The following is a 17,564-nucleotide window of genomic DNA, read 5'->3' as shown; positions in this document are numbered from 1 at the left end:
CAGGCGGCGGTGTGGACCCGGCCATTGCCTGGCACCACGACGCGTCCTGGACTGGACACGTCCGTCCGCAGCACACCAGGTCGCTGGACACTCCTGCGGGACGGGCATACCCGGTGGTGAACCTGCCTGCAGAGAACGCTTGAAGTGCGGGTGCTCACACAGCGGCGTGCACCGCCATCCACATGAAACAACTCAGGCCGACATGGGACTGACCGAGGGATCGTCCGCTAATGGCAACCGTGGCCTCACCTAGGAAATTAGTGCAGGCCACTCCTGACGTCCGTGTCGCCGGCTTCTGAAATCGACAAAGGGCCCCAGATCGGTCACTGAGCAGGATCCCGTAAAGGGAACCCCCACCGGACACACCGCTTGTGACCTGGGCACGCTCAAGCACGCCTCGGGGGGCGTCCCGTAGCCCCCGTCCGGTGATTTGTCCGGTGACGGGGCGCCGTACGGCACGCGCCCCGCTCGGTGAGGTTGTGGACGATGTTGACCCGGTGGCGCAGATCCCGACCGAGCCGCTCGAGCTTCCACACCAGCAGCGTGTCCCCGGAGCGTGCCCTCACGCAATCTCAGACCTTGGGCAAAGGCCACGATGCGTGTCTTATTAATGGACAGCTTTCCAAGACACCGGATCTGCCTCCCGGCGTGCGCCATCGAAGACCGGGATCCTGGCCCCCGCGGTGTCTCGATAAGTCGTCTCAACGCGTAGTGTCTCGAAATCCCACCGAGACCCCCTTTGTGAGGCAAGATGGGTTTGTGAGACAACTCGGCTACACGCGCGTGAGCACCGCCGGCCAGGACGCCCAACTCCAGGTCGATGCACTCCTCGCCGCAGGGGTCCAGAAACGAGACATCTTCGCCGAAGTCACCTCCGGGAGCAGGAACGCGGTGGACCGGCCTGGCATGCGCAAGCTGCTCGACTACGCCGAGCCCGGGGACACCGTCGTGGTCTGGCGCGTGGACCGGCTCGGTCGGTCCCTCATTGACGTCCTCAACACCGTCAATCTGCTGCGCGACCGGGACGTGCAGGTGAAGTCCATCGCCGACGGCATCGATCCCTCGACGTCCACGGGCCGGCTGATGCTGAACATGCTCGCCACCCTCGCCGAGTACGAACGCGAACTGATCGTCGAACGCGTCAATGCCGGTATCGCCGCCGCCCGCGCCGGGGGCACTCGGTTCGGCCGCCCGCCCCTCGACCCGACCGACATCGCCGACAAACTTGCCATCGTCAACGCCGCCCGCGCCAAGGGCCGCACCGCCGCCGACGCCGCCCGGCTCGTGGGCTGGAGCCGGGCCACCCTCTATCGGCACCAGCAACAACTGTCCGGGAACCAGGAAGCCCCCAACACATAAGGGCCCCCGGCGGCCGCGCCCAACGGATGTCAGTACGCCTGAGTTCGGCACCCCGCGGCCCCGGCCCGGAAAGGGCTTCGGACGTTCGCCGTCTCGGGGCGCCTTGCCTGGGTCCACAGATGGCGACGCTTCTGGACAGTCCGTACCGTCATTTAGCTTCCACAGAATGCCGCCACTTATCTCTGAAAGTCATACGAGGTGTTGAGAAAAACTGTCACGTATCCCGCCATCTATTCTACGTCTCGCAGACGGTCGTGACGCAGCTATGGTGACAGGTAGTCCGAAGGTATGCCGAGCTCGACGAAATTGCCCCGGACGCCTTGGACCACTTCGTCGTTGTCGCGACGGTACATCGTGCAGAAGTTGAAAAGCTGACGGGCGGTCTCCGGGGTGGTCTGGGCTTCCTCGACGACGGCCTGAAAGCTCTCCTTGATCTCCTGCCACCGCAGGGCGGTGGGGTCCGTGGTCTGGTCGGGGCGACCGGGGTCGCGGGAAAAGTCCGGCTGGGGCAGGAACACCTCGGCTTCGCGTCCGAAGCAGGCCATGGCCCGGGTTTCGAGCAGGTGTATCGCGGTGGCGGCGGCTTCAAGGGATTGGAGTTGGCGCTGGTCGGAGAGTTCCTCGTAGGGGCGCCACGGGCCCTGTCCGGCGCGGACCGGATGGCCGGTGCGGTCCCACACCTGGCGTGTCAGCCGGCCGGGTGCGCCGCTCTCGGTGATGGTCGCGCCGAGCTCATCGAGAAGCGTCCGCAGCAGGCGGAACCAGGTCCCAGCGTGCACCCGATGCCTGGGGAGTTCTACAGCCTCGGTCGTCAGGGCCTGCCAGGTCCGCTGGTCCATGCTCCGGATCGCCTCCCCGACCGGTCGCGGCTCGGGCCCACCCGACGAGGTGTGCCAGAAGTCGTGGTATCCCAACGGGCCGTCGTGGAGTTCGAGTCGGCAGTGGTGGACGGGGCAGGAGAGCATGAGGGGCACCAGCCACGCCAGCTGGTACGGGCACGGCGGGGTTGATTCCGTGGTGCAGCGCGGACAGGCCCGATGGCGCCAACCGGCAACCGTCGGCAACCAGGCCCGCCAGTCCTCCACGGTACGGTCCCGTCTCCTTCCCCGGGGCAGCAGCACCGCCAGCTGTCGGGTGTAGGTGGTGTAGGCCTCCGCCGCTGGCTCGAGCTGGTCCAGCAGCCAGGGGGTCTGCCCTCCGAAGGTCATGGCCCGTATGGTGTCGGTTCTGGCCCCGGTGCGCGCAGCCAGCTGGTCGATGAACCCCTCCGGGGCAGCCACGTCCAGGTCCCCGGGACGGGGGAAGCAGAACCCGGTATCGAGAACGAGGTCCTCGACCTCGGCCCCGTAGCGGTGGGCGATTCGGCGCAGCCAGGAGGTGAGTGCCTCACCGGTGACCGGGGCCGGATGCACCGGCCACCGGGTCCTCACAGCAGCTCGCGTTCGAAGACCCGTCGGCGTCCGGCCGGGCCGAGATAGTCCGCCATCGTCAGCGTCCGGTGGTCGATCTCCTCCAGGCCCGACTCCACCGCGGCCACCGCGGCCGCAGTGAGCAGGTGGGCCAGTTCCCCGATGGTGCCCTCGCTGCGGGCCAGCAGGTAGCGAGCCATGTCCTCGGTGTCGATCACCGAGGGTTTCCGCAGCGGGAAGGAGGCGGCGAAGCTGGCCAGTAGGGACCTTGCCTGGTCGTCAGCCTCCCAGAGCGGGAGCACGAAGGGCTCGAAGCGGTTCTCCAGCTGGTCGTCCGAGCGCACCGCCAGGTAGACCTCGCGGGTGCCGACCCCGACCAGGGGGATGCGCAGTTCGTTGCCCAGGAATCGCAGCAGGTTCAGGAACTCCCGCCGGGTGTCCCCGCGGCCGGCCAGCACGTTGTGCAGCTCATCGACGACCAGCATCCGCGCCCCGACCTCGCGCAGCAGGGACAAAGCGAGGCGTTCGAGTTCCACCACGCGGGGCCGGGGCCGCAATGGTGCGCCCAGGGCGGACAGGATCGCGGTGTAGAACCGCAAGGGCGAGGGTTCCGAGGGCATCTGCACGCACACCACCGGGACCTGTTCCCGGTCCAGCTCGGAGCTGGGCGGGTGCTGCCGGCGGAAGCGCTCGATGATCATCGACTTGCCGTTGTTCGTCGGGCCCACCAGCAGCAGGTTGGGCATGCGCTGCTTCGGCGGCCAGCCGAGCAGGGTCTCCAGACGCTCGACGGCCTCGACCGCCCTCGGATAACCGATCCAGCGGTCCGCGCGGATCCGCTGGATGCGCTCGGCCGCCGGCAGTCGCGCCACCGGCTGCGCGGCCGGGTGCAGGTGGGACAGCTCCAGCGGCTCGTACTCGTCGGCGTTCACCATTGCTCGATCTCCCCGAACCGGGCCACCGATCGACCGGCCGCCTCCGAGTCCGCCGGTACGACAGGCAGTTCCGGCACCGGGGGCGTCGGCCTCGTATTGGCCGTCCCGGCTTGGGCGCGGCGTTGTCTCTCGCGGCGGGTGCGCTTGGTGGTCTTCTGGGCGGTCTCGGCGATGGTGCGCATCTGCTCGATCATCCGGAACAGGCCCGCCTCATCGACCTCGGTGGCCCCACGCTCGCGCAGCCGGGCCAGGGCCTGGCGGTGTTCCCACACGCTGACCGTCGGGTTCGACATCGTCCGGTACGGGACCTCGATGTATGCGGTGCCCTCGGGGTCCAGCACCCAGATCCGGCTGATATCGCGCGGATCCCGACGGATCAGGAACCGCTCCAGGGCCTCGCGGCGTGCGATCCACGGCTTGAGCGCGTTGGCGAAATAGTGGACATGGTCTATGACGAACCCGGTGCGCGTGAGCTTGCGGCGGAACACGGGCAGAAAATCCACCAGGAACGCCGTCGGGTTAGCTGTCAGCACCGGGGTACCGGTCGCTGCGACCCCGTCGGCCCACCGTCCGGCCGGGGTCTGGCCCAGTGTGGAGTGCACCGTGCCGTGGTAGGTCGCCACCGCCAACACCAGCCACCGCTCCAACTCGGCCATGGTCAGCGCGGCCATCTTCTCGGCGTCGTACGCCCCACGCTCGACTGGATTCGAGAACGTGGTCCCCGGCAGCTCGTGGATCTGTTGCATGGCCGTGCCGATGACCCGCTCGACGGTCCCGCCGTAATGCGGCCGGCCAGCGGGCGGTAGTCGAGACTGATACCGTGCTGGTCGCACCCGCGGGTGAGCGCTTCGCTCTTGAACTCCCGGGCATTGTCCACATACAGTGCCTTCGGCTTGCCGCTCATCGGCCAGGCCGCGTCGATTCCGAGCCGCTCCAGCCAGGGCCGCTTGTCACCCGCCGCATGGGCCAGGCACAACCCCACCGACACCGCCGAGGGCGGCTCCAAGGTCACCACCATTCCAACCAGACACCGACTGCACACGTCGATGGCCACCGTCAGATACGGCCGTCCGATCGGCTGGCGGTCACGGTCATCGACCACGATCAAATCTATGACCGTGTGATCGATCTGCACCTGGTCCAGGATCGACTCGACAACCGGAACCTCGTCGCCGGCCGATTGCAACGGCCGGACGCTCTCGGCCCCCTCGCGCCGCCGGCCCACCTCGACCGGATTCATCCGGGCGATCCGCGCGGCCACCGTGTTCCGTGCCGGAGCCGGCAGCCCCTGCACGGCGCAGGCCCGCGTGATCTCCCGATGCAGCGAGGCAATGCTGCGCTTCTGCCGGGTCAAGTACCGCTGGCGCACCAGCTCACGGATGATCTGCTCCACTGGCTCCGCCAGCCGGCCCCCACCCTTGCCACCATCCGATCGCCGGGGGACAAGATCAGTGACCAGGCCCGAGCCCTGCCGGTACCGCTCCAGCAGCACGTACACCCGGCGCCGGGAGATCCCCAGCTCCACCGCGGCTTCGTCGACGGCAGCCAGTCCCACTGGATCGTGCTCGGCCAGTCGACCGATCACCCCGGCCCGCAACCGGGCCTGCTCCCACTCAAGCTCGGGCACCGCAAGCACGCCCGGTCCAGCCATCTCATCCTGGTCGCCGTCCACGCCCGCCTCCTCATAGAGAACAGGACTACTGAGCAGACGCGACCCTAGTGCACACGACTACTGAACGACCAGAGTTCAGAAGTCGACGACACCACCCCCGGGTTGACGGGCCCGAGAGTGCAGTCAACTTCTGAAAATGACAGGGCGAGAGGTGTAAAAGAGGGTGTACCCGTGTCTGACAATCATGTCTTGACGCTGATGCCTGAAGCGTCAGGCGCAGCAGGAGGTGGGCATCTGGTTGCGGAACAGGCCGGCGGTCAGGCGCAGGCTCTCGGCCATGGTCAGGTACGGGGCCCAGGTGTCGGCCAGGTCGTCGACGCTCATGCCGGCCTTGATGGCGTAGGTGGCGGCCAACATGATTTCCCCGGCCCCGTCGGCCAGGGCGTGCACGCCGAGGACGGTGCCGGTGGTCGCGTCTGCGACGATCTTGACCGCCCCGCGGGTGTCGTGGTTGACCAGGGCCCGGGGCACCTCGGACAGGTCCAGGACCCGACACTCACAGGCCCGGCCTCGGGCCAGTACCTGGGCCTCGGTCAGCCCGGCGGAGGCCAGCTGCGGGCGGGTGAACACCACCGCGGGCAGGCCCGCGTAGTCCACCTGGGAGAGGGCGTCCTCGGCGTCGGTGGCTAGGGCGTTGCGCGCGGCGACCCGGCCGGTGGCGGCGGCGACGTAGACGAACTGGGGGGCGCCGGTCACGTCCCCGGCGGCGTAGATGCGCGGGTTGGTGGTGCGCTGGTGTGCGTCGACGGCGATGAAGCCGGCCGCGTCGACCTCCACCCCTGCCGACTGGAGGCCCAGCCCGTCGGTGCGGGCGGCCCGTCCGGTGGCCAGCAGCACCCGGGCGCCCCTGACCTGCCGGCCGGAGACGGTCGTCACGACCGCCTGCCCGCCCTCGGTGGCGACGGATCCGGCGTGCTCCTCGATGACGGTGATGCCGTCCTGGGTGAAGATTTCCCGGAGCCGGGCGGCCAGCTCCGGTTCGGCCCGGGGCGCGACCCGTCCCACCAGGGACACCCGGGCGCCGAGGTGGGCGAACAGCTGGGCCTGTTCCAGGCCCACGTACCCGCCGCCGATGACGACCAGGGACTCGGGCACCTGGTCCAGTTCCATGGCCGTGGTCGAGGTCAGTGGTTCCACCTGTTCCAGGCCTGGCAGGTTCGGCACCGCGGGCTCGGCCCCGGTGGCCACCAGGTAGGTTCGGGCGCGCAGAGGCCTACCGTCCACGGCCATGGTGCGCCCGTCGAGGAAGCGGGCCTGCCCGGGGAGGATCTCAAAGCCGTGGGCGGCGGCCACGTCGGCGTATTTGGCCCCGCGCAGGTGCTCGATGAGTTCGTCCTTCTGCCGCACCAGGGCGGTCAGGTCAACCGGCCCGGCACCGGTTGGGGCCCCGCCGAAGGGGTTGGCCAGCGCGGTGTGCCGGGCGCCGGCCGCGGCGAGCAGGGTCTTGGAGGGTACGCAGCCGATGTTCACGCAGGTGCCGCCGAGCACGCCGCGCTCGATGAGCACCACCGTGTGCCCGGCCTGCCGGGCGGCGATCGCCGCGGACATCGCGGCGCCCCCGGAACCGACCACGGCCAGATCGACCTCGTACTTCTCGTCCATGTTGTGCGATGCCCTTCTCGTCGTTGCTTCCTTGGTCACCATCCTGAACGTTCCAGTGCGGGGTAAGGTCAAGACCGACCGGCCCGGACCCGAGAGGCGGAGGTGGTGGGGTGCGCATCGGTGAGCTGGCCCAGGCCGGCGGGACCACCGCCAAGACGCTGCGCTTCTACGAGGACGCCGGGCTGCTCCCGGCCCCTGAGCGCACCGTCAACGGCTACCGGCACTACCCCGACCCCGCGGCGGTCCTGGCGCGCCTGGACTTCGTCCGCCGCGGCCGTGCCGCCGGGCTGACCTTGGCCCAGGTCCGTCAGATCCTGGACCTGCGCGACGGCGGGTCCGCCCCCTGTGGGCACGTCGCGGACCTGCTGGACGCCCGCCTGGGCGCCCTCGATCGTCAGATCGCCGACCTGAGGGCACTGCAACAGGCCGTCACCGACCTCCGGCAACGCGCGGCCGCCCTGGACCCGGCCGACTGCCCGCCGGACACGATCTGCCAGTACCTCTAGCGTCGGGCGCCGGCGCTGGCCACAGCCAGCAGCAGGGCTCATGCCGGGGTGGAAGTCCACCCGGATCGCCGGCACCATGGACGGCCGGATCAGCGGCTCCATCCGACAGTGAGGGTGTTGCCGTGTTAGGGGCGTAGGCCGAGCCGGCGGAAGCGTTCCAGGGTGTCCGCCAGGCCCCAGGCCTTGGCGATCAGCCCCTCGCGGAAGGTGAAGAGGTACGCCTCGTCGATGTTCTCGAAGCGTCGCCCGGTGGGGGCGTGGCCGCGCCACGGGCCCAGCTGGATGCCGGAACAGCGGAACCGGGCGGCCACCGTGTCCTCCTCGCGGACCAGTTGCACGATCTGCATGCGCACGTCAGGGAAGGAGGTGTGGAACGGGGCGATCCAGCGGTGGGCCACCGGGGCCAGGGCCGGGGTGTAGAGCCGGTCCAGCATCCCCAGGTTCCCGCCGACCAGCACCTCTTCAACCAGGCGGGTGGTCACGGCAGCGTGGGCGGACCGCGTGGCGTCATCAGGGGCGGGCATGGTTTCTCTTCCGGGCGGCGGGGAAGGCTGACGCCGCCACCCTATAGGGGCGCGTGGCCGGGCTGCCGACAGGAGCTCTGTGTCGAGCGGCGGTGGTCAGGCAGTGCTGGGGGTGGCCTGGGGTTCGGGGAGGAGGCGGGGGATCAGGCGGACGAAGATGACCATGCCGATCAGTTCCACCAGGGTCTGGGTGACCACGACCAACGGCACCAGGTTCAGGGAGGCCGGCAGGGCCAGGGCCAGGGGCAGTACGACCAGGGAGTTACGGGTGGCCCCGGTGAACACCAGCGCCCGGGCGGAGCGCACGTCCAGGCGCGCGGTGCGGGCGGTGAGGATGCCGATCGGGATCATCACCACCAGGAACGCCACGTACAGGGGCACCACCGCCGCCAGCGCCCCGAACTGCTCACCCACCCCGCGGACCTGGGAGGCGATGACGGTGAACAGGGTCGCCATCATCAGCGGAACCATCGCCACGGTCATCGCCGACTCCACCGTCCGGGCCGCCGTCCTGCGGGGCGCGGCCCACTGCACGGACGCGGCCGCGCCCAGGGGGAGGAGGATGAGCACCACGAAGGCCTCCACGAACGGGCCGATCTCCACCAGCGCGACCGTCTCGGTCCCGGCGAAGGCCCACAGGTACACAGGCAGCAGCACCATCTGGACGAGCATCAGCAAGGGGGCCGCGGCCAGCAACCGGTCGGGGGCCCCGCCGGCCAGCCCGGCGAAGACGATCACGTAGTCGATGCACGGGGCCAGCAGCACCAGCAGCACCCCCAGCAGCAGCGCCTCATGGTCGGCGACAATGCGGGAGAGGGCGAAGACGATCGCCGGGACCACCACGAAGTTCAGCACCAGCACCGCACCCAGGAACCGCAGGTCCGTGAAGGCCCGCCCGATCGCGGTGAACGGCACCGCCAGGAATGTGGCGAACAGCAACAGACCCAGTACCGGGTTGATCGCCGCCTCCAGCGCCGAGGCCCCGGGGGCCCACCACCCGGCCGCGATGCCGACGACAATCGCCGCCACGTAGAGGGCGATCTGGTGCCGCTCCATCCACGCCGCTGCCGTCGAGTCGTTCACCCCTCCACCCTAGGAGACGGCCCTGCGGCCTTGCCCCCGGGCGCAGGGTGATCCCGGTGGCGACCCCGGGCTTCGACAAAGAGACGCCTCTCCGTGATCCGCGCACCGCCCCCCGCCGGGGTCGGTTCAGTGCGCACTGTATAGTTCAGCGAGTGATGATTATAAATTCTCGTTTGGATGTAATGAACCGGTTGGGGCGGGCGATGGCCGACCCGACCCGGTCACGGATACTGCTGACCCTGCTGCAGGGCCCGGCCTACCCGGCCGAGCTGGCCCGGGACCTGGGATTGACGCGCTCGAACGTGTCGAACCACCTGGCGTGCCTGCGGGACTGCGGGATGGCGGTCGCGGTGGCCGAGGGCCGCCAGACCCGGTATGAGCTCGCCGATGCGCACCTGACGCGGGCGTTGACCGGCCTGGTCGATATCGCCCTGGCGGTGGATGAGAGCGCCCCGTGCCTGGACCCGGCGTGCTCGGTGCCAGGCTGCGACGATACGGAGGCTGCGGCATGATCCTGTCTTCAGTCCTGCAGGCGATCGGCCTGTTTCTGGTCACGAACATCGATGACATCATCGTGCTCTCCCTGTTCTTCGCCCGCGGCGCCGGTCAACGGGGGACCACCGCCCGGATCCTGGTCGGCCAGTACCTGGGTTTTGCCGGCATCCTGGGCGCGGCCGTGCTCGTGTCCCTGGGCGCGGGGGCGTTCCTGCCCCCGGAGGTCATCCCGTACTTCGGGCTGATCCCGCTGGGGCTGGGTCTGTGGGCAGCCTGGAAGGCCTGGCGCGGGGACGACGATGACGATGACGATGCCAAGATCGAGGGCAAGAAGGTCGGCGTCTGGACCGTGGCCGGGGTGACCTTCGCCAACGGCGGGGACAACATCGGCGTCTACGTCCCGGTCTTCCTCAGCGTCGGCCCGGGCGCCGTGGTCGCCTACTGCATCGTGTTCCTCGCGCTGGTGGCGGTACTGGTGGGCTTGGCTAAATTTGTCGCCACCCGCCGGCCCATCGCCGAGGTGCTGGAACGCTGGGAGCACATCCTGTTCCCCATCGTGCTGATCGGCCTGGGCGTCTTCATCCTCATCAGCGGTGGAGCTTTCGGGCTCTGAGCTACGGGGCCGGGCATTCACCCCGAGCGGCTCGGCCCCGCCTTCCCCGTGCCGCAAATTGCGTTGCGCGCCTTGACCATTGAGCAGACTCAGCGCCCGTGCCACCAATCCGCCGACCGGAAGCCCCGTCGGGCTGTCATCGCTCAGCCTTGCCGGCGGTGTAGCCCGGAGTTCGGCCCGTTCTTCTACAACCGGTAGAATCCGGGAAGCCCCGATCCCTGCCGTGGTCCCGGTATCGAGTTCTGAAAGTAGTGCCTGCCGTATGCCCTCCCGTCCGCCGTTGTCCACCCCCTCACGCCGTCGGGTTCTGGCCGGGCTGGCCGGGGTCGTGTCCTTGCCGCTGCTGGCGGCCTGCAGTTCGGACGACCCGTTGGCCGCCCAGGCCGGCAACGCCGATGGCAAGAACTACATCGCCGGTGACGGGTCGGTCCTGGAGATCGCCCCGGCCGAGCGCGGGGAGCCGGTGCGGTTCCGCTCCACCCTGTTCTCCGGGGAGCCGGTCAGCACCGAGGACTTGGCCGGGGACCCGGCGGTGCTGAACTTCTGGTATGCCGCCTGTGCCCCGTGCCGGGTGGAGGCCCCGGACCTGCAGGCCCTGCACGAGCAGTTCGCCCCCGAGGGGGTGCGGTTCTTGGGCATCAATGTCCGGGACACGGTGGCCACCGCCGAGGCCTTTGAACGCAATTTCGGGATCACCTACCCCTCGGTGGAGGACCGCGGCGGGCAGGTGCTGCTGGCGATGACGGACTACGTGCCGCCGCAGGCCGTGCCGACCACGATCGTGCTGGACCGACAGGGGCGGGTCTCGGCCCGGATCCTGGGGATCGCCGAGCCCTCCACGCTGCGCACCCTGATCGCCACCGTCCTGGATGAACAGGCCTGAGCGGCCCGTGAGCGACCGGACCCTGCCCCTGGCCGCCACCGGGACGGCGGCGGAGGACCCCAGCGACGAGAACCACCCTGCCGGCTCGGCCCCGCGGGCGCGCGCCCGTTGCCGGGGGGCCGCCGGGGCCGGGCACACCCGGGCGGTGCAACTGCCGGCTCCGTGCCACAGTGCCCAGAAGCAGTCCAGTGACGAGAGGCGGCCGCGGTGAGCCAGCAGGACAATGTGCGGGTGGCCCGGGACGAGGACGCCCGCACCGAGCCGTCCCGGCACGACCAGCCCCAGCAGCCCGAGGTCCAGCTGCCCGCCCTGGGTGTCACCGGCACGCTGCGGTTCGCCTGGACGCAGTTGACGTCCATGCGCACCGCGCTGATGCTGCTGTTGCTGCTGGCGGTGGCCGCGGTGCCGGGCTCGCTGTTCCCGCAGCGCCCGGCGGGTCCGGAGATCGTCAACCAGTACCTGGAGGACAACCCGGTGCTGGGGGAGTGGCTGGACCGGTTCCAGCTGTTCGACGTGTACTCCTCGGTGTGGTTCTCGGCGATCTACATCCTGTTGTTCGTCTCCCTGATCGGCTGCGTGGCCCCGCGGGCCGTCAAGCACGCCAAGGTGCTGCGCTCGGCCCCGCCGCGCACCCCGCGGCGGCTGTCCCGGCTGCCCGAATACGGCACCGTGCTGCTGGATCCCTCCGGCCCGTCCCCGGCCGCGGCGGTGGACCAGGCCGCGGCGTACCTGCGCAGGCGCGGCTACCGGGTCGAGGTCCGACAGGAGCCCGGCGGCGGGGCCTCCGTGGGGGCCGAGCGCGGCTACGTCCGCGAGGTCGGGAACATCGTGTTCCACCTGTCCCTGATCGGGGTGCTGGCCTTCATGGCTGTGGGCGGCTTGTTGAGCTACTCCGGGCAGAAGATCCTCGTGGAGGGGGAGGAGGGCTTCGCCAACACCCTCGTCTCCTACGACGCCTTCACCCCCGGCGGTGCCTTCTCCGAGGACAGCCTGGTGCCGTTCTCGATGTCCCTGAAGAGCTTCGAGAAGGTCTTCGACCGGGAGTCGGAGACCCACTACGGCCAGCCGTTGGACTTCACCGCGGTCATGGAGGTCCAGGACGGCACCGGTGGCGAGCCCCAGGAGCGGATCCTGAAGGTCAACCACCCGCTGGCGTTCGGCGGCACCCGGGTCTACCTGGTCGGCAACGGCTACGCCCCGGAGGTCACCGTGCGGGACGGCAACGGGGACATCGCCTTCCAGGGCCCGGTGGTCGGCCAGGTCCAGGACGAGGTGTACACCTCGCTGCTGACCATCAAGGTCCCCGACGCCCAACCCGACCAGCTCGGGTTCGTGGGCTTCTTCCTGCCGACTTCTTATACGGGAGAGGACGGGGTGGCCGTCTCGATCGACCCCGAGCTGTTCAACCCGGAGCTGAACCTGAACTCCTACCACGGGGACCTGGGCCTGGACGAGGGGAAGCCGCAGAACGTCTACGTCCTGGACACCGAGAACCTCACCGAGCTGAACAACCGCGATCTCGACACCGGGGGAGTCACCTTGTCGGTGGGGGAATCCTACGAGCTACCCGAAGGCAAGGGCTCGATCTCCTTCGACGGGGTCAAGCCCTATGTCGGCCTGGACATCCTCTACGATCCGGGCAAGTGGGGCGTGGGTGTGTTTGCCGTGCTGGCCCTGATCGCCCTGGTGGTGAGCCTGTTCGTGCGCCGCCGCCGGGTCTGGGTCCGGGGCGCCACCGGGCCCGACGGTTCCACCGTGGTCGAGTACGGGCTGCTGGCCCGCGGCGAGGACTTCAGGTTGCGCGAGGAGAACCTCGCCCTGCGCCGGAAGTTCGAACAGCTCTGGCCCGTCACCGCGCCACAGGAACCCGGGCCGTCCTCATCCTCCACCGCCTCGACGCCCACGGCCTCCAGCACGTCGTCCACCACTGCCTCAGCCACCGCAGGGAGTCCCAGCACCACCCCGGACCACCCCGCCCGTGCCGTTCAGAACCGACCGGAGTAACCCATGCAACCCATTAACTATCAGTTGGCCGGCTACAGCGACCTGTTCATGCTCATCGCCGCGCTGGTCTACGCCGCCGCCTTCATCCTCTTCGCCCTGGACCTGGCCACCTCCTCCAAGACCATCCGCGCCCTGGAGACCGATCTGGCCCGAGAACGCGACATCGACACCACCGACACCACCGAATCCCCGGTACTCCGGGAGCACCTGGTGGGCGCCGGGGGCGGGAGTTCGGCCCGGGAGGCCGGGACGGGCTCGACGACGGTCCCCGGCGCCCGCCCGAACCGCACCGGCGCCGACACCGGTGCCGGCGGGAGCGAGCTGGTGGATGAGGACATGGACTACCTGGGCACCACCGCCCGCCCGGTGGCCAACGTCGCGGTGGCGCTGATGGTCATCGCCGCCGCCCTGCACGCCTTCGCCGTGATCGCCCGCGCCGTGGCCGCCTCCCGGGTGCCGTGGGGCAACATGTACGAGTTCTGCACCACCGGCGCGATGCTGGTCTCCGTGGTGTACCTGCTGTTCCTGACCCGCAAGGACATCCGCTTCCTGGGCACCTTCGTCGCCGGGCTCGTGGTGATCATGATGGCCGCGGCCACCATCGGCTTCCCCACGCCCATCGCGCACCTGCAGCCCGCGCTGCAGTCCCCGTGGATCATCATCCACGTCTCCATCGCCGTGCTGGCCTCGGCCCTGTTCACCCTGACCTTCGCCATGAGCATCCTGCAGCTGCTCCAGCATCGCCGCGAGGCCAAGGCCCGCGCCGGCACCACCGGCGGGTTGGTCTTCATGCGGCTGGTGCCGTCCGCGCTGAGCCTGGAGAACTGGTCCTACCGCATCAACGCCGTGGGCTTCGTGATGTGGACCTTCACGCTGATCGCCGGCGCCATCTGGGCCGAGGCGTCCTGGGGCCGGTACTGGGGCTGGGACACCAAGGAGGTGTGGACCTTCGTGATCTGGGTGGTCTACGCCGGCTACCTGCACGCCCGCGCCACCCGCGGCTGGACCGGGGACCGGGCGGCCTGGCTCTCGATCATCGGCTACTCCTGCATCGTGTTCAACTTCACCATCGTCAACACCTACTTCCCGGGCCTGCACTCCTACGCCGGCCTGCCCTCGTAGGGCAGCGGCGAACCATACCGGTGAGGCCCACCCCTGTCGGGAGGCGGATCCGGTCCGGGGCCGGTCCGCTGGCGCGGCGGCCGGGACAGGATCAGCGCGGTGAGCAGGTGACCGGGGTGAAGCCGGCTAACAGCACCGAAATGGCGACTAGTTTCTGATCAGCGACGACCGGCCCCCCGGCGCGGCACCACAGGCGCCGGCCCTGGGCGGTGGGATCCGAGGACGTGCCAGTTCAGTCGTGGCGCACGGTGAAGTGCGAGGAGAACGGGCTCAGTGTGCCGGACAGCTGGCTGGTGTCCAGCGGTTCCTGGGCCGTGAAGTCGTGTTGGCGCAGCAGTTCGCCCAGCACCAGGGACGAGGTCAGCAGGACCACGTTGCGGCCCGGGCACATGCCGGGGCCGGCGCTGAAGGGCACCAGCGGCCAGTCGCTGTCCTCGCGGTCCTGAGACCACAGCTCTGGGCTGAAGCGGTGGGCTTGGGGCAGGTTCTCGTCGTCACGGTGGAAGAACGGGGCGTAGATGACCAGCGCGGTGCCCGGTGGCAGGGTGCCGTTGCGCCAGTGCGTCGCCGCGGTGCTATCGCGCAGGATCAGGGGGGTGGTCGGCCACAGCCGGAGGGACTCCAACACGGTGGCGCGCAGGAACGGCAAGTCCGGAGCGTGGGCCATCTCCGATCGTGCCGTCTCGACAGCGCCCGGATGATTGGTGAGCAACGACAGGGCCCGGAACGTGGCCCAGGCCTCGGCGTCGAAGGCGAAGAGCCACTGCGGGACCTGCTGGTGGGGGACGGCCTCGTCCGGGGCAGGGGTCTGCGCGACCAGGGCGGCCAGGCTGCCGGGCTCGGCCAGCTCGATGTAGTGCTGCAGTCGGCGCAGGAAACGTTCACGCAGGCGGCGGTTCTGCGGCATGAGGTACGAGAAGTTGCCGCGCTGACGCAACCGGCGCAGGTCGTCGGTGACCTGGTCGTCATCGCGGGCGCTGGCGCCCAGCACGATGCGCCGGACCAGGCGCCCCCACATCACCGCGAAGGCCTCCCAGTCCAGGGTGCCGGTGAAGTCCACGTGACCCAGCAGCGCGGAGACCTCTTCGGTGATGACCTTCGTCATCGCTGTGGCATGGCTGTGGACGGGGCGCGGGGTTTCCAGGACCTGTTCGTTGAACGGACGGCGTGAGAGCCGTTGCTGCGGGGTCGAGACGAGGGCGCCGGCCGGCTCGAAGTGGTTCAGCGCCCCGCGCTTTTCCAGCGTGGCCGGTGAGAAGGGGGTGGGGCTGTCGTTGAGCACGCGGTGCACATCGGCGGGGTCCAGCAGCAGCGCGATCCGGCGGCCCGGGATCCGCAGCTGGACCGGGCCGGTGCCGTAACGGGACCGCAGGCGCTGCATTTCGGCGACGCCGGCGGCATCGGTATCGAGGCGTTCGGCCAGGCCGACGGCTGTCGGCCTGCGCACGATCGGCCCCTTGACCACCGGGCCCAGGAGCACCCGGGTCAGGACGCGGAGGTGGTCTACCGCGCCCAGGGTCGGCACTTCTGCTTCATCGCCGCTCCGCGTTGTACGAGGCATGCCCCCAACCTGTCACACCGTTCCTGCCCAGACAAGACATCCCTGTAGCCCCATCCGACGCCCACGGGCTGGCTCCGTGGGGTTGCCGGCCGCTGCAGGGGGCGCAGGGGCGTCCAGTTGGCGGTTACTGTGGGGCTTCTGCGGTGTCGCGGTCGGGACTCGTGGCGGTCAGCAGGGCCACGGTCAGCATCCCGCCGACGATGAAGATGTCCGCGATGTTGCCGATGAACCAGTTCCCGTAGGCGATGAAGTCCACGACGTGGCCTTGCCCGAACGAGGGTGGGCGCAGGAGCCGGTCGCCCAGGTGGGAGGTCACCGCGCCGCCGAGGCACCCGATCACGATGGCCCAGAGCACGGTACGGACCCGGAGGGTGAACCAGATCGCCGCGGCGACTGCCACAGCTGAGATGATGGTGAAGATCCAGGTCGCGTCGGTGCCGAGTGAGAAGGCCGCGCCGGGGTTGTAGGCCAGCTGGAGCCCGAGCAGGTCCCCGAGGAGCGGGACTCGCTCCCCCGTGGACAGGTTGCTCTCCGCCCACCACTTGGTCCCCTGGTCCAGGACCGCTACGCCGGCCCCGATCGCAATGGTCAAGAGCACCAGGGGGTACCTGCGCTGGTGGTTCATTCGTGTCCTTTCGCGATGCGCCCGTTTCCCGGCGACTCAGTGGATCTGCTGCCCTCCGCGCGACCTGTGGAGTCACTGGAGGGTTCCGGATGGCCCGACATGTCAGCTCCCACCGTGCCTGCGGAGTCTCTGTTCCGCAGGCACGGTGGGAGCTCATCCCACGGTGGCGGGCTGAGCCTGCCGGTCAGCAAGGGGCTCCAGGGTGGTGCGCCGGCTGGCGGCAGCGCGCAGGCCGTTGAGGATGACGATGACCTCGGCGACCTCGTGGACCAGCACCACGGCGGCCAAACCCAGGACGCCGGTGATAGCCAGCGGCAACAGGACGGCGATGATCAGCAGTGACAGGACGATATTCTGGTTGATGATGGCCCGACCGCGGCGGGCATGCGCCAGGGCCTGGGGGATCAGGCGCAGGTCGTGGCCGGTGAAGGCGACGTCGGCGGATTCGATGGCCGCGTCCGAGCCGGTGGCGCCCATGGCGATGCCGACCTCGGCGGCGGCCAGGGCGGGGGAGTCGTTGATGCCGTCACCGATCATCGCGGTGGGGGCGGTGCCGGTCAACTGGCGGACGGCGGTGGCCTTGTCCTCGGGGCGCAGTTCGGCGCGCACGTCGCCGATGCCGGCGTCGGCGGCGATGGCCCGGGCGGTGCGGGCGTTGTCGCCGGTGAGCATCGTGATCCCGATGCCCTGGCCGGTCAGGGTGGTCACGACGGCGGGGACCTCGGGGCGCAGCTCGTCCCGGACCCCGATCGCTCCGGCCGGCGACCCGTCGCGGTGGACGATAACCACGGTCATGCCCTGCCCTTCCAAGGCCTGGACATCTTCGGCGATGGACCCAGGGTCCAACCAGCGGGGGCTGCCGACAGTGACCGGGGCCCCGTCGAGGCGGCCGGTGATGCCGTGCCCGGCGGTCTCGGTGACGGCCTCGGCCGCAGGCGCATCAGGGGCGGCGGCGGTGATGGCCGCGGCCAGCGGGTGGGTGCTGTGCTGCTCCAGCGCCGCCGCCCAGCCCAGCACATCCTGCTCAGAGGCGTCTGCGGTGGTGAGCACGGCGGTGACAGTGGGCTGATTGCGGGTCAGGGTGCCGGTCTTGTCCACGGCGAGGTGGCGGACCCCGCCGAGGCGTTCGAAGGCCGCCCCGGACTTGATGACGACCCCGAACCGGCTGGCC

Annotated in this window: 18 protein-coding genes; 7 read left to right on the top strand and 11 right to left on the bottom strand. The window is 69.7% G+C overall.

The features are described 5' to 3' along the window. Positions 1–386: 386 nt before the first annotated feature. On the bottom strand, positions 387–566 hold the full coding sequence (locus IEX49_RS17185; protein ID WP_159554377.1) for a recombinase family protein: 180 nt from the start codon (positions 564–566) through the stop codon (positions 387–389). A gap of 193 nt (positions 567–759) precedes the next feature. Here IEX49_RS17185 and IEX49_RS16325 point away from each other — a divergent pair, with 193 nt between their 5' ends. Then, positions 760–1,359: a recombinase family protein gene (locus IEX49_RS16325; RefSeq protein WP_159554379.1), complete on the top strand. Its 600-nt coding sequence runs from the start codon at positions 760–762 to the stop codon at positions 1,357–1,359. Between the two features lie 263 nt (positions 1,360–1,622). Here the strand turns inward: IEX49_RS16325 and IEX49_RS16320 are convergent, their stop codons facing one another. The 5 genes from IEX49_RS16320 to merA form a co-directional block, all read right to left on the bottom strand. Beyond that, positions 1,623–2,771: a TniQ family protein gene (locus IEX49_RS16320; protein ID WP_159554381.1), complete on the bottom strand. Its 1,149-nt coding sequence runs from the start codon at positions 2,769–2,771 to the stop codon at positions 1,623–1,625. A 14-nt stretch (positions 2,772–2,785) separates the two neighbouring features. Then, a complete protein-coding gene (locus IEX49_RS16315; protein ID WP_159554383.1) occupies positions 2,786–3,703 on the bottom strand; it encodes a TniB family NTP-binding protein in 918 nt (305 codons plus the stop codon). Then, positions 3,697–4,449, bottom strand: coding sequence for a Mu transposase C-terminal domain-containing protein (locus tag IEX49_RS17180; protein WP_229672831.1), 753 nt, complete (start codon positions 4,447–4,449; stop codon positions 3,697–3,699). Before IEX49_RS17180 ends, IEX49_RS16315 begins: the two co-directional genes overlap by 7 nt. After that, a complete protein-coding gene (locus tag IEX49_RS17175) occupies positions 4,362–5,375 on the bottom strand; it encodes a TnsB C-terminal domain-containing protein (RefSeq protein WP_229672830.1) in 1,014 nt (337 codons plus the stop codon). The genes IEX49_RS17180 and IEX49_RS17175 overlap by 88 nt, the downstream gene beginning before the upstream one ends. Positions 5,376–5,585: 210 nt before the next feature. Continuing rightward, positions 5,586–6,977 (bottom strand): mercury(II) reductase, encoded by a 1,392-nt coding sequence (merA, locus tag IEX49_RS16305; protein ID WP_159554385.1) that lies wholly within the window; start codon positions 6,975–6,977, stop codon positions 5,586–5,588. 110 nt (positions 6,978–7,087) lie between these two features. Here merA and IEX49_RS16300 point away from each other — a divergent pair, with 110 nt between their 5' ends. Then, positions 7,088–7,483, top strand: a complete 396-nt coding sequence (locus IEX49_RS16300) for a heavy metal-responsive transcriptional regulator (RefSeq protein WP_159554387.1) — start codon at positions 7,088–7,090, stop codon at positions 7,481–7,483. 125 nt (positions 7,484–7,608) lie between these two features. On the opposite strand, the gene IEX49_RS16295 is transcribed toward IEX49_RS16300, so the two are convergent. Both IEX49_RS16295 and IEX49_RS16290 read right to left on the bottom strand, forming a co-directional pair. Beyond that, a complete protein-coding gene (locus IEX49_RS16295; RefSeq protein WP_159554389.1) occupies positions 7,609–8,007 on the bottom strand; it encodes an ester cyclase in 399 nt (132 codons plus the stop codon). Between the two features lie 96 nt (positions 8,008–8,103). Beyond that, positions 8,104–9,063 carry an arsenic resistance protein gene (locus tag IEX49_RS16290; protein ID WP_159555334.1) on the bottom strand — a complete coding sequence of 320 codons (960 nt, stop codon included), beginning with the start codon at positions 9,061–9,063 and terminating at the stop codon, positions 8,104–8,106. A 179-nt stretch (positions 9,064–9,242) separates the two neighbouring features. Here IEX49_RS16290 and cmtR point away from each other — a divergent pair, with 179 nt between their 5' ends. The 5 genes from cmtR (at position 9,243) to ccsB (ending at position 14,207) form a co-directional block, all read left to right on the top strand. Next, the gene (gene cmtR / locus IEX49_RS16285; RefSeq protein ID WP_159554391.1) at positions 9,243–9,602 is read left to right on the top strand and encodes a Cd(II)/Pb(II)-sensing metalloregulatory transcriptional regulator CmtR; all 360 of its coding nucleotides are present in this window, start codon (positions 9,243–9,245) and stop codon (positions 9,600–9,602) included. After that, the gene (locus IEX49_RS16280) at positions 9,599–10,198 is read left to right on the top strand and encodes a cadmium resistance transporter (protein WP_159554393.1); all 600 of its coding nucleotides are present in this window, start codon (positions 9,599–9,601) and stop codon (positions 10,196–10,198) included. The genes cmtR and IEX49_RS16280 overlap by 4 nt, the downstream gene beginning before the upstream one ends. 262 nt (positions 10,199–10,460) lie before the next feature. Continuing rightward, positions 10,461–11,081, top strand: coding sequence for a TlpA family protein disulfide reductase (locus tag IEX49_RS16275; RefSeq protein WP_159554395.1), 621 nt, complete (start codon positions 10,461–10,463; stop codon positions 11,079–11,081). A 207-nt stretch (positions 11,082–11,288) separates the two neighbouring features. Further along, complete coding sequence (gene resB, locus IEX49_RS16265; protein ID WP_159554397.1) at positions 11,289–13,085, top strand: cytochrome c biogenesis protein ResB; 1,797 nt, start codon at positions 11,289–11,291, stop codon at positions 13,083–13,085. A 3-nt stretch (positions 13,086–13,088) separates the two neighbouring features. Beyond that, positions 13,089–14,207 (top strand): c-type cytochrome biogenesis protein CcsB, encoded by a 1,119-nt coding sequence (gene ccsB / locus IEX49_RS16260; protein ID WP_188807245.1) that lies wholly within the window; start codon positions 13,089–13,091, stop codon positions 14,205–14,207. A 232-nt stretch (positions 14,208–14,439) separates the two neighbouring features. Here ccsB and IEX49_RS16255 read toward each other — a convergent pair whose 3' ends face one another. From IEX49_RS16255 to IEX49_RS16245, 3 genes are all read right to left on the bottom strand, one after another. Next, complete coding sequence (locus IEX49_RS16255; protein WP_159554401.1) at positions 14,440–15,768, bottom strand: cytochrome P450; 1,329 nt, start codon at positions 15,766–15,768, stop codon at positions 14,440–14,442. 124 nt (positions 15,769–15,892) lie between these two features. Continuing rightward, positions 15,893–16,393: a signal peptidase II gene (locus IEX49_RS16250; protein ID WP_159554403.1), complete on the bottom strand. Its 501-nt coding sequence runs from the start codon at positions 16,391–16,393 to the stop codon at positions 15,893–15,895. 153 nt (positions 16,394–16,546) lie between these two features. After that, the coding region (locus IEX49_RS16245) for a heavy metal translocating P-type ATPase (protein ID WP_188807243.1) at positions 16,547–17,564 on the bottom strand (1,018 nt) is incomplete at its 5' end.

Source organism: Citricoccus zhacaiensis, assembly GCF_014645315.1.
Lineage (GTDB): Bacteria > Actinomycetota > Actinomycetes > Actinomycetales > Micrococcaceae > Citricoccus > Citricoccus zhacaiensis.
The sequence above is the reverse complement of the archived record's forward strand: the minus strand, read 5'-3'. Positions and strand labels throughout refer to the sequence as shown.